Source organism: Cobetia sp. PS-4MA (assembly GCF_057670765.1).
In genome coordinates, this window is the sequence record NZ_CM173107.1 from 2,842,598 (window position 1) to 2,854,258 (window position 11,661).

Sequence of the window (11,661 nt, forward strand, 5' to 3'; positions counted from 1 at the left end):
CCGATGGCCTTTCAGTAACCCATCACCCTGGGTAGCCACAGCGAGATCTCAGGCACATAGGCGATCAGGAAGATGGCCGCCACCGACCCTGCCGCAAAGGGCAATGCCTTGAGCGAAATCTCCTCGATGGAGGCCCCGCCTATCCCCGAGGCCACGAAGAGGTTCTCCCCCAGCGGTGGCGTCTGGAAGCCGATGGCCAGCGCACAGACCACCACGATGCCCACGTGCACCGGGTCCATCCCCAGCATGTACATGATCGGCAGCAGCACCGGGGTGAGAATCATGATCGCGGCCAGCGTCTCCATGAACATGCCGACGAACAGCAGGAAGACGATGATCATCGCCCAGATGAGATAGAGGTTGTCGGTCATCGCCAGCATGCCCTCGGCGATATGGGCCGGCACGCGTTGCTCGACCAGCAGCCGCCCGAACACCGTCGCCGTGAACAGGATCAGCAGCACGCGACCGGTGATCCAGGTGGTGGTTTCCAGAGTGCGCAGCGTCGGCTTCCACTTGAGTTCCTTGTGCAGGAAGATGCCGACGATCAGGGTGTAGACGATGGCGACGATGGCGGATTCGGTCGGCGTGAACAGGCCGCTGTAGATGCCGCCGAGGATGATGAAGGGCGCCAGCATCGACCAGATCCCCTTCCTCAAGGTGGCGCGGATATGTGTCCACGACCAGCTGTTGGTCAGCCCGCGATAGCCGCGTTTCTTCGAGATCACGTAGTTGATCATCAGCAGGAAGCCGGCGATCACCACGCCGGGCATGACACCCGCGATGAACAGCTTCGGGATGGAGAGTGTCTGGAAATCGCCATGCAGCGCCACCGCTTCGGGAGGTGGCTGCAGCCCCATGCCGGAAATCCCGAAGATCACCATCGGGATCGAGGGCGGAATCACCACGCCCAGTCCACCGGAAGACGCCGTGACCGCCGAGGCATATCCCCGGTCATAGCCGCGCTTGGCCATCGCCGGAATCATCAGCATGCCGACCGCCGCCGTGGTGGCAGGTCCGGAGCCGGAAATCGCGCCGAAGAACATGCAGGCAAACACCGTGGCGGCGGCAAGCCCCCCGGTCACCGGGCCGGCAAAGGCCTCGGCGATATCGACAAGACGCCGCGAGATGCCGGCGGCCTCCATCAGCGCCCCGGCCAGAATGAAGGCCGGCAATGCCATCAGCGGGAAGGCGCCCACCGAGGTAAAGGCGATCTGCACGAAGGCCATCGGGTTCTCGCCGATGCTCAGGTAGGTCGCCAGTGCCGCGACCCCCAGCGAGACGGTGATCGGTGCGCCAAGCACCAGCAGCAGGAAGAAGACGCCAAACAGGATATAGATGATGGTGGAATCGATCATGGTGTCCCGCTCCCGCGCTTGTCGTCATCATTGACGGATGGGCCTGTCTGCTTCAGCTCCTGCATTGCCTGGGAATCCGGGTCCACGATGTCTTCCTTGCGCACGAACTTGAGATAGTTGGTCTGGAGAATGCGCACCGTCATGGCGGTAAAGGCCAGCGGCAGAATCAGATAGAAGTACTTCATCGGCACGCCCATCGTCTGCGACTTCCAGAACAGGTTCATCTTGTTGAACACGAAGTCGTAGCTGTAATAGATGAACACCGCATTGAAGGCGATCCAGATGATATCGGTGAGCACGCCACAGGCGGTTTCCACCCAGCGCGGCAGAAAACGGAACTGGAAGGTCACGCGGTTGTGCGCCGACATGCGGGTGGCATAGACCGCCCCGAGATAGGCAAACCACACGAAGGCATAGGTCGCCAGCTCGTCTCCCCAGGGAATCGAGTAGCTGAAAAGGTTACGCAGCATGATCTGCGCAAAGAGAATGATGACGAACACCACCAGCAGGCACTGGCAGAGATAATTCTCGAGATTGTCCAGACACTTCAGAAATATCCGCATGCAGATACGTCTCCTGACATCGATGGCGTTCGCCACCCCCTGTCTGGCGCCCTTCGCAGGACGACAGACAGGGGAGTGGCGGACGGGCCGTTGAAAGCCTCAGCAGCTCAGCGCGTCATCAGGGAGCGGTGGACGGATCACGCCCGAGTGTCTCGAGCACTTCCACCAGCTTGTCGCGCCCACCGATGCTGTCGTAGAAGTCCGGCCAGATGCTGGATGCCTTGGCGATCCATTCCTTTTCGTCATTGGCGGGCTGGGTGATGGTCATGCCGTGCTCTTCCACCAGTGATTTCTTGATGGAATCCTCGGTGGCCAGCAGGTAGTCGTAGCTGTGGGACGTCGCCTCTTCACCCGCCGCCAGTACCAGCGTCTGCTGCTCTTCACTCAAGCTCTGGAAGGTGCCTTCGCCCATGATCAGCGGTTCCATCGAGAACACGTAACAGCTGTCGGTGACATGGTTCTGCACTTCGTAGAACTTCATGGCATCGATGGTGATGTAGGGATTGTCCTGGCCATCGACGACACCCTGTTGCAGGGCGGTGAAGGTCTCGGACCACGCCAGCGGGTTGGGATTGACGCCCCAGGACTGGTAGGAGGAGATCATGATCTCGTTCTTGGGCACGCGGATGACCATGCCGGCCAGGTCCTCGGGTGAGGCGACGGCCTGCTTGGAATTGGTCAGACGACGGCAGCCGGAATAGGCCCAGCCCAGAATGCGGATACCGGAATCGCGCAGGGTATTGTCACGCAGCTCATCGCCGATCTTGCCGTGGGTCAGCGCCTTGGCATCGTCAGGGCCGTGGATGACATACGGCAGGGTCAGCACGCCGACGCTCGGCGAGAAGGGCGTCAGGTTGTTGATCGCCACCACCGACAGATCCACCAGGCCCATGCTGGCGTTGTTGACGGTGTCCTGCTCGCTGCCCAGCTGGCCGTTGGGGAAGAGGTCAACCTTGATGTCACCGCCGGACTTCTCTTCCACCAGGCTTGCGAAGGTCTTGCCCAGCTCGTACTGGGTGCCACCGGCGGCATCCCCCAGGGCCATCTTCCAGGTCGCGGCATTGGCGCCCCCGGCCATGGCCAGACTCGCGGCCGTCACCGCGACGGCCAATGACGCCTTGAGCGCGCTGGCGCCAGAGAAGTCGCGAAGGTCTGCTGATTGGGTCTGTGTCGAGTCGATCATCTTGTCTGTCCCGTCGTTATTGTTGTTGCGGGCTCCTGACGGCTGCGTGTGACCGCGAGCGTGGCACTGCACCGGCACTCGTCAATGACGCCCTCTCTGCCTCCCACCTCCAGCAGTGTCGGTCTGTCATTCACGAGGTCCATCACACACTCATCTGCAGCCCTCAAGAGAGGGAGTGGGAAGTCGCGTCGTGCTGTCACTGTGCTTGCCACTTCACTTTCTTCCCCTGCGCCAGACCTCCATAGAACCAGTCCACTCCCATCGATGGGGCCAGTCTCGCCAGGCGCTTGCCCTGCCCCGCGCCGTCTGCCTCAATGAGGGCATTCCCGACGCATGACGAGGCGATCAAGCTCACCGCTCGCCCTGGACATGACGGGACAGGCAGGTATGAAAAATGCATGAAAAACGGGGACTTCCACGAAGATCCCCGCGACAACAACAGAGAAGATGCATGAGCCACCCGCTGTTTCACCTCGATGCCTCGCGCAAGGAAAGTCTGCAGTTCCAGATACGCGAGCAGATCTCGCAAGCCATTCTCGAGGGCCATCTGCCCCGCGATGAGGCACTGCCCTCCAGCCGCAAGCTGGCCCGCGAGCTGAATGTCGCGCGCAATACCGTGATGCTGGCCTATGACCAGCTGCTGGATGACGGCTTCCTGATCGCGCGCCAGCGCAGCGGCTATTTCATCAACCCCGACATTCTCAAGGGCCGCGCCGACACGCCGGTACGCCTCAATGACATCGACGCCGACAGCCTCGACTGGGATGAGCGCCTGGCCATCAAGCCCTCCGTGCAACGTGCCATCGAGAAACCCGGCGACTGGCACCAGTACGACTACCCCTTCCTGTATGGCCAGCTGGACCCGGAATTCTTCCCCACCCAGCACTGGCGGGAATGCAGCCGGGACTCGATGAGCGTGCCGTCGATTCGCAGCTGGTCGGTGGACCACATCAATCATGATGACCCGTTGCTGGTCGAGCAGATTCACCAGCGGCTGTTGCCACGCCGGGGAGTCTGGGCAAGCCCGGAGGAGATCCTGATCACGGTGGGGGCGCAGCAGGCGCTGTGGATCAGCTGCATGCTGCTGCTCAAGCAGGGCCAGCGGTTCGCGATGGAAAACCCGGGCTACGTCGACATGTACAACATCGCGCGTACCTTCACGGACGACATCCAGCTGCTGCCCATCGACGGCAAGGGCCTGCAGCCGGTGGAATCGCTCAAGGACTGCCGGCTGGTGTTCGTCTCGCCCAGTCACCAGTCACCCACCGGCGTGACCTTGCCGCTGGAGCGCCGCCGCCAGCTGCTGGACATGGCCGAGACGGGCAATTTCCTGATCATCGAGGACGACTACGAGAGCGAGAGCAACTACGCCGACAACCCGACGCCCGCACTGAAGAGCCTCGACCGCCACAAGCGGGTCATCTATGTCGGCAGCCTCTCCAAGACCCTCGCCCCCGGCCTGCGCCTGGGCTACATGGTCGCGCACCCCACGCTGATTCGTGAGGCGCGTGCACTGCGCCGCCTGATGCTGCGCCATCCGCCGACCAACAATCAGCGCGCGGTGGGACTCTTCATCGCGCGGGGCTATCACGACAGCCTGCTCAACCAGATGCATCAGGTGATGCAGCGCCGCTTCCTGGTGATGCGCGACGCCATCCTGCGTCACCTGCCGATGATGAGCACGCCCTCCACCTATGGCGGTTCCTGCTTCTGGATGCACGGGCCGGCCAGCCTGGATGCCCATCGACTGGCCGCCCTCGCCCGCCAGCAGAGCATTCTGATCGAGGTGGGCGATCTGCATTTCTTCTGCGATCGCGATCGTCATCGCCACTACTTCCGCCTCGGCTTCTCGGCGATTCCGGAATCGCGTATCGAAGCCGGCATCATGAAACTGGCCGAGCTGGTACCACTGGCGATGCAGGCACCCGAAAGAGTCACTGACATGAGCGCCTGATTCTCGACAGGCACTAACGGCGAATGATTACCCTATAGCTAAAAAAGAGGCTCCCTGACCGACCAACAAGACGTGGCAATCAGGGAGCCTCTTATCCTTCAGGCAATCGCGCTTGCAGACCATGTCAATTGCAGACAATCGCACTTGCAGACTTACTGCGCCTCATCCTTCATCGCGTACCAGCGATACAGGCAACGCTGGCCGGTGCGACGGAACGGCGCGAACAGCGGCGACTCCACCTTGTTGAGCACATTGGGATACGGCAGACGTGACTGGAAGATCGGCAGCACCAGATCCGCCGCGTCCCTGGCGATCCACTGGGCGAGACGCTTGCCCGCCTGGGCGGAATACATCACGCCGTTGCCGCCATAGCCCATGGCGTAATAGACGCTCTGCTTCGGGTCCGGCTGATGGATGCGCGGCATCATGTCGTGACTGACATCCACCCAGCCCCACCAGGAGTAATCGACCTCGATGCCGGTCAGCGCCGGGAACTTGCGATGCATGTCGGCGATCAGCAGCTGCTCGTATTGCGCCTTGGGCGCGTCACGGCCTGACACGGCACTGCGACTGCCGATCTGCAGGCGGTTGTCCGGCAGCAGGCGGTAGTAATGGCGCAGCACGCGAGTGTCGGTGAGCACCTGGTGGGTATGAAAGCGTGTCGCCTCGATTTCCTGCGCCGTCAGCGGGCGCGTCACCAGCGAGTTGGAGAGCACCGGCATCAGGCGCTTGTCGAGCTCCGGATGCAGCTTGCCGGAGGTGTAACCGCCGGTAGCCATACCCACCGAACGCGCCTTGACCACGCCACCCGGCGTTCTCAGATAGTGAACGCCATCGCGGGTCTCCCAGCTCTCCACCGGGCTTGCCGGGTGTACCTTCACCCCCAGACGTCGCGCCTTGCGCAGATAGCCGAAGGCCAACTTGCCCGGGTGCACGCCGATACCTTCCGGCTCGTGCATCGCGCCGCAGGCCTCTTCATCCCCGACCCACTCGTTGCGCACCGTGGCACCATCGATGATGCGGGCATCGTAGTGGAAGGTCTCGCGCAACAGGCGCGCCTCCTTCTCCAGCCCCGGCATCATGCGCTCGCGGTGGGCGATGTACAGGTGACCGCCCGGCTGCGGATCGCAGTCGATGTCCTTGATCAGTTCCTTGAAATTCTCCATGCCCTCGACGCACTCGCGATGCAGGCCATGGGCGGCCTCGAGACCGTAACGCTCGATCCACTGCGAGCGCTTGAGGCGACCGGTGGCGCACTGCGCCTGGCCGCCATTGCGGGTCGAGCAGCCCCAGCTGACCCGATTGGCCTCCAGCACGGTGGCCTTGATGCCGTACTTCTCGGCCAGCACGATGGCGGCGGTGAGTCCGGTGAAGCCGGAGCCGACGATCACCACATCGGCGTCGATATCACCCATCACCGGGCCATCATCCTGCGGCGGCTCACCGGCGGTGGCGACCCAGTAGGTCGGCGCGTAGTCGCGTCCTTCGCCGGGGGTGGCGCTCACCAGCGGGTCATAGGCCGGGTCATACGGCTGAGAAGCCTGAGTGGCCGGGCGCTGCTCTGACTCGCTGCCCACCTCATCTGGCCGGGCGCCGTGCTGCACGATAGTTTCCATCTCGAACACCTCCTCTCACCCGCAGGGCGCGCACGCCATGACGTGCTGCCCCCGGGGCAAAGACAGCTTCAGAAACCGTTTCCCTGATCGATGCGCCGCTGGCGCTCAGACATTGACGGGCGGACGATTCTTGCGGAAGGCGTTCTTGATCGCGATCTTGCCGTCACGCAGCGTGAAGGCATCGATCATGCGCGCTTCGCTGCGCGCGCCATCGGCGGTGGTGCCGGTGTAGGTGCTGATGACGAAGCCACGCTCGCCATCGGCGAAGATTTCCGCGTCGATCCACTGGGCATCCGGCGCGTTCTGCCAGGCAGCGGAGAGGCCCGCGCGCACTGCGTCCTGACCGGCGAAGGTCTTGCCTTCGAGTTCCGGCCCGGCGATGGCGAGGAATTCGCAGTCATCGGTCATCATCGACAGGCAGTCGTCGATGTCGTGACGGTTGAGGGCATCGCAGAAGGCACTCAGCAGTTCGATGGTGGCTTGGTGGGTCATGGGTCGGGCTCCGCAGTCTTGTTGTTGGGCTTGTGGTTCGAGCGTGTCGTTTGAGCAAGGGCATCAGCGATCGCTGCGCCATGCCCCGAGACTACGCCCCTGCCATCACTGCCCTTTAGCACCAGTTGGCGGCCAGCGATTGGGCCAGTTGACGCCATTGCGGCGTGCCTGGTGCCCACTGGACCCATCGTCCCCGCAAGCCCGCGCGAGACAGCGGGGTCAACTCGCCAGAGCGGTGGCGATCTCACCTCCCGGTGGCGTGAAGGCATGAGCCGACATGAAGCTCTCACGGCCCAGCAGGAGGTCACTGAGCAGACGCGTGGCAGCCGGCGCCAGCACCAGGCCGTTACGGTAGTGGCCCGCATTCACGTAGAGGCCGTGAAGCCCCGGCACCGCGCCGATGAAGGGCGTGCCATCCGGCGTGCCCGGACGCAGGCCGGCCCAGTGATGCTCCGGTTCAAGCTCACCCAGCGCTGGCAGAATGCTCGCGGCGCTGGCATGCAGTGACTCGCGCGCCTGCGCGGTGGTGCTCTTGTCGAAGTCCTGATGCTCCAGGGTCGAGCCGATCAGAATCCGCCCATCGGCACGCGGAATCACGTAGCGGCCATCGCACAGCACCACCCGCGACAGCAGCGGGTCTTCCACGCGGCAAAGCCCCGCCGCCACCGGATTGAACACCATCATCTGGCCCTTCACCGGGCGCACCGGCAGCAGTACACCGGCCGCGGCCAACAGCCTGCCGCTCCAGGCACCGCCACATACCACGACGTTGTCTGCACTGACGGCCTCATCAACCAGCCGTGCGCCCGTGACGCGGTGATCCGCGCCGATCATCAGCTCCTGCACCTCGCAGCCTTCGCGCACCTCGACACGCACATGCGCCAGCAGACGCGCGCGCAGCGCCTGTCCGAGGCGCGGATTGCGGATACTGCCCAGCGTCGGCATCCACAGCGCCTGCTGATGGCCCGCCGCCAGATGCGGTTCACGCGCGTAGAGCGCCTCCCGCCCGATCACCTCCAACGGCTTGTGCTGGGTGTGCGCCCAGTCCAGCGCCAGCGCCTCATCCTCCACCCGCAGGTAGATCAAGCCCTTCTGGCGGTATTCGGGGTCGATGCCGGTGGCCTCCTTGAGCGCCTCGGCAAGCCTGGGGTATTCGCCTTCTGACCAGCGTGACAGTGATGAGATGGCGCTCGAATAGCGCCACGGATACAGCGGCGAGACGATGCCGCCACCGGCCCACGATGCCTCGCGTCCGCACTGGCCGCGCTCCAGCAGCGTGACCATCTGGCCGGCCTCGGCCAGCTGCCACGCCATCATCATGCCCATCACGCCGCCACCAATGATCAGGGTATCGCTCATCTGCCTTGCTCCTGCGGGGGAATGAATAATCACAAATCTCATATTTCGATACGATTTGCATTATTTTTAGAAACAAAGCTATATTCAAGCCATTGCCTCTGCCCGGTTTTCCTGCGTCTCCGCGACAGGTTTGCCGACCTCCCCGATACAGGTCTGCCTGGCAGCCACCGACAAGAATGACGAGGGAGACACCCCGTGAGCGACGCCACCACGATGCATCATGCCAGCGCCGACCCGCGCAATGACCAGGCCAATGCCGAGCAGCCCCTGCCCGCCGGCCAGTTGCAGCCCACTGAGCTGCGCGGCGTGCGCGAGCTGTTCGGCATCGACAGTGATCTCAAGGTGCCGGTCTTTCTGGAGCGCGACGCTCACGTGCCGGAAATTGATGACGCCTATCGCTTCAATCCCGATGTCACCCTCGCCATCCTCGCCGGCTTCACCAACAACCGCCGCGTGATGGTTCAGGGCCTGCATGGCACCGGCAAATCGACCCATATCGAGCAGATCGCCGCGCGCCTCAACTGGCCGTGCCTGCGCGTCAATCTCGATGGCCATGTCAGCCGACTGGATCTGGTCGGCAAGGACGCCATCGTGATTCGCGACGGCGTGCAGGTCACCGAATTCCAGGAAGGCATCGTGCCCTGGTCACTGACCCGCCCCATCGCGCTGATCTTCGATGAGTACGATGCCGGCCGCCCGGACGTGATGTTCGTCATCCAGCGCATTCTGGAGCGCGATGGCCACTTCACCCTGCTGGACCAGAACCGCGTGATTCGCCCGCACCCGCAGTTCCGGCTGTTCGCCACCGCCAATACCGTGGGGCTGGGCAATCAGGATGGGCTCTATCACGGCACCCAGCTGCTCAACCATGCGCAGATCGACCGCTGGAACATCGTCGCCAAGCTGGATTACCTGCCGCGTGATGAGGAAGTGAAGATCGTGCTGGCCCGCGTGCCCGCCAAGGACAACGAGCGTGGCCAGGCGCTGATTCGCGCGATGGTCGCGGTGGCGGACCTCACCCGCAAGGGCTTCGCCAATGGTGATCTGTCGAGCCTGATGTCGCCGCGTACCGTGATCACCTGGGCGGAGAACTGCGAGATCTTCCGCAACCCGGCGCTGGCCTTCCGCCTCTCCTATCTCAACAAGTGCGATGAGCATGAGCGTCCGCTGGTCGCCGAGTTCTATCAGCGCTGCTTCGCCAGGGAGCTTGAGGAATCCGCGGCGCTGATGGAGAGCGATCTGATGGATGAACAGGACAGCGACAAGGGATCCCGGGCATGAGTGCGGCCCAGCAGGTACGCCGTCGTCAGCAGTATCTCGAGGAGCTTGCGGCGGCGAGTCTCGGGGCACTCAGCGGTCAGGCCGGCTGGGCCTATCGAGGGCGGCGCCTGAGTCGGCATGCTCAGACGCTGCCACTGCGCACGCCGCACCTGCGCCTTGAGGAGGATGACTGCACGCTCGACAACTATCGCGCGGTCAGCGATGCCATCGCGCTGCGCCTGCTCCACACCGACGAGGCGCTGCATCTGGCGGCGCGTCCGGCGTTGCCGGAAACCCGCCTGATCTATGACCTGCTGGAGCAGCTGCGCGTCGAGGCACTGGTCGATCCTGACATGCCCGGCGTGAAGGAGAATCTGGCGCGGCGCTTCACCGACTGGTGCCTGGCCTTCTATCACGCGGGCCTGACCGAGACGAGCAGCGGCATCCTCATCTACAGCGTCATCCAATCGTGCTGGTCGCGCCTGATGGCCTGCGCGGTGATCCACGAGACGGAGGATTACATCGAGACGACGCGCGCCTCCTTCTATCAGGCGCTGGGCGCTGACATGGCGGGGCTGAGACGCACGCGTTTCGATCAGGCGGCCTATCAGCAGCACGCGCTGAACATCAGCCTGTGGCTGGAGCAGGAACTGGCCGAGTCGCTGGAGGAGCAGGACGGCGAGGAAGATGACGAATTGGATACCAGACAACGCTTCGCGCTGTTTCTGGAAAACGAGGATGAAGAAGCAAGTCTGCTCGAGGAGCAGGCGGCATCGCAGCTGCCGAGTCATCGGCGTGGCGCGCCGGAGGAATTGCTGCCCTATCAGGTGTTCACCACGGCCTATGACCGCGAGCTGGAACCGGCCAGGCGCATGCGCGCGGCCCTGCTCGATGAGTATCGTCAGGCGCTGGATACGCGTCTGGCGGAGCAGAAGATCAACGTGCGGCGCCTGGCACGTCAGCTGGCGCGGCATTTCAGCTCGCCACAGCGTGAGGGCTGGCACTTCGGGGAGGAGGAAGGAATCATCGATGGGCGGCGGCTGAGTCAGGTGATTTCCTCGCCGGCCGAGCGGCGGGTCTTCCAGCGCGAGCGCTGGGTGCCCGAAGCCAGTGCGCAGGTCAGTTTCCTGATCGACTGCTCCGGTTCGATGAAGGTGCATGGCGAGGCGGTGGCGATGCTGATCGAGATTCTCACCCGCGCGCTGGACATGGCCGGTGTGCCCACCGAGGTGCTCGGCTTCACCACTGGCGCCTGGAATGGTGGCCGCGCCCTGAAGGACTGGCGACGCGCCGGCAAACCCGCACGACCGGGCCGCCTGAATGAAGTGCAGTATCTGATCTTCAAGCCCGCCTCACTGGCGTGGCGACGTGCGCGGCGCCACTTCGGCGCCCTGCTCAAGGCCGATCTCTACCGCGAAGGTGTGGATGGTGAAGCCGTGCAATGGGCCTGCTCACGGCTCGCGGACAACACTGCTGCCGACGAAGGCGCGCGCCGTCTGCTGGTCGTCATCTCCGATGGCAGCCCCTGTGACAGCGCCACCAACACCGCCAATGACGAGCAATACCTCGACAGCCACCTCAAGCAGGTCGTCGCGCAACAGACCCGCTCCGGCCGCCAGGCCATCCTCGGCCTCGGCGTCGGGCTGGACCTCAGCGCCTACTACCCCCACCAGCTGATCATCGATCTTGAACGCACCCTCGACAACGCCCTCGCCGATGAGATTGTTCATCACATGGCGCTGGCGTGTCGGCATCAGGGGATGTGAGCTGCTGCGAGCACACGGTGCTCTACCAGCCACGACATATCACTCCTCGATCACCCGCGTGAGCGGGTGATTGCCCAACTGCCTCGCTCCGGCCGCCAGGTCATTCTCAGCCT

At 63.6% G+C, this 11,661-nt stretch carries 9 protein-coding genes; 3 read left to right on the forward strand and 6 right to left on the reverse strand.

Annotated features, from left to right (window positions below; genetic code table 11):
* Positions 1-11: 11 nt before the first annotated feature.
* From AC26AR_RS12100 to AC26AR_RS12110, 3 genes are all read right to left on the reverse strand, one after another.
* Positions 12-1,355 carry a TRAP transporter large permease gene (locus AC26AR_RS12100; protein WP_205632734.1) on the reverse strand — a complete coding sequence of 448 codons (1,344 nt, stop codon included), beginning with the start codon at positions 1,353-1,355 and terminating at the stop codon, positions 12-14.
* Complete coding sequence (locus AC26AR_RS12105) at positions 1,352-1,918, reverse strand: TRAP transporter small permease (RefSeq protein WP_176503115.1); 567 nt, start codon at positions 1,916-1,918, stop codon at positions 1,352-1,354. The genes AC26AR_RS12100 and AC26AR_RS12105 overlap by 4 nt, the downstream gene beginning before the upstream one ends.
* A 118-nt stretch (positions 1,919-2,036) precedes the next feature.
* Complete coding sequence (locus tag AC26AR_RS12110; protein ID WP_488107112.1) at positions 2,037-3,101, reverse strand: TRAP transporter substrate-binding protein; 1,065 nt, start codon at positions 3,099-3,101, stop codon at positions 2,037-2,039.
* Positions 3,102-3,552: 451 nt separating this feature from the next.
* Here AC26AR_RS12110 and pdxR point away from each other — a divergent pair, with 451 nt between their 5' ends.
* Positions 3,553-5,055: a MocR-like pyridoxine biosynthesis transcription factor PdxR gene (pdxR, locus tag AC26AR_RS12115; RefSeq protein ID WP_136938741.1), complete on the forward strand. Its 1,503-nt coding sequence runs from the start codon at positions 3,553-3,555 to the stop codon at positions 5,053-5,055.
* A gap of 152 nt (positions 5,056-5,207) precedes the next feature.
* On the opposite strand, the gene AC26AR_RS12120 is transcribed toward pdxR, so the two are convergent.
* From AC26AR_RS12120 to thiO, 3 genes are all read right to left on the reverse strand, one after another.
* Complete coding sequence (locus AC26AR_RS12120) at positions 5,208-6,671, reverse strand: NAD(P)/FAD-dependent oxidoreductase (RefSeq protein ID WP_084208080.1); 1,464 nt, start codon at positions 6,669-6,671, stop codon at positions 5,208-5,210.
* 105 nt (positions 6,672-6,776) lie between these two features.
* Entirely contained in the window at positions 6,777-7,163 is a 387-nt protein-coding gene (locus tag AC26AR_RS12125; RefSeq protein ID WP_077374898.1) for a nuclear transport factor 2 family protein, read from the reverse strand.
* A 219-nt stretch (positions 7,164-7,382) separates the two neighbouring features.
* The gene (gene thiO, locus AC26AR_RS12130) at positions 7,383-8,522 is read right to left on the reverse strand and encodes a glycine oxidase ThiO (RefSeq protein ID WP_488107113.1); all 1,140 of its coding nucleotides are present in this window, start codon (positions 8,520-8,522) and stop codon (positions 7,383-7,385) included.
* A 195-nt stretch (positions 8,523-8,717) separates the two neighbouring features.
* Between thiO and AC26AR_RS12135 the strand changes: the two genes are divergently transcribed.
* Both AC26AR_RS12135 and AC26AR_RS12140 read left to right on the forward strand, forming a co-directional pair.
* Positions 8,718-9,803: an AAA family ATPase gene (locus AC26AR_RS12135; RefSeq protein WP_488107114.1), complete on the forward strand. Its 1,086-nt coding sequence runs from the start codon at positions 8,718-8,720 to the stop codon at positions 9,801-9,803.
* The gene (locus AC26AR_RS12140) at positions 9,800-11,548 is read left to right on the forward strand and encodes a cobaltochelatase CobT-related protein (RefSeq protein ID WP_488107115.1); all 1,749 of its coding nucleotides are present in this window, start codon (positions 9,800-9,802) and stop codon (positions 11,546-11,548) included. The genes AC26AR_RS12135 and AC26AR_RS12140 overlap by 4 nt, the downstream gene beginning before the upstream one ends.
* Positions 11,549-11,661: the final 113 nt, after the last annotated feature.

Coding starts and splice junctions, on each gene's coding strand:
- AC26AR_RS12110 (WP_488107112.1), bottom strand. CDS start 3,101: ATGATCGACTCGACACAGACCCAATCAGCAGACCTTCGCGACTTCTCT.
- pdxR (WP_136938741.1), top strand. CDS start 3,553: ATGAGCCACCCGCTGTTTCACCTCGATGCCTCGCGCAAGGAAAGTCTG.
- AC26AR_RS12100 (WP_205632734.1), bottom strand. CDS start 1,355: ATGATCGATTCCACCATCATCTATATCCTGTTTGGCGTCTTCTTCCTG.
- AC26AR_RS12105 (WP_176503115.1), bottom strand. CDS start 1,918: ATGCGGATATTTCTGAAGTGTCTGGACAATCTCGAGAATTATCTCTGC.
- AC26AR_RS12140 (WP_488107115.1), top strand. CDS start 9,800: ATGAGTGCGGCCCAGCAGGTACGCCGTCGTCAGCAGTATCTCGAGGAG.
- AC26AR_RS12120 (WP_084208080.1), bottom strand. CDS start 6,671: ATGGAAACTATCGTGCAGCACGGCGCCCGGCCAGATGAGGTGGGCAGC.
- thiO (WP_488107113.1), bottom strand. CDS start 8,522: ATGAGCGATACCCTGATCATTGGTGGCGGCGTGATGGGCATGATGATG.
- AC26AR_RS12125 (WP_077374898.1), bottom strand. CDS start 7,163: ATGACCCACCAAGCCACCATCGAACTGCTGAGTGCCTTCTGCGATGCC.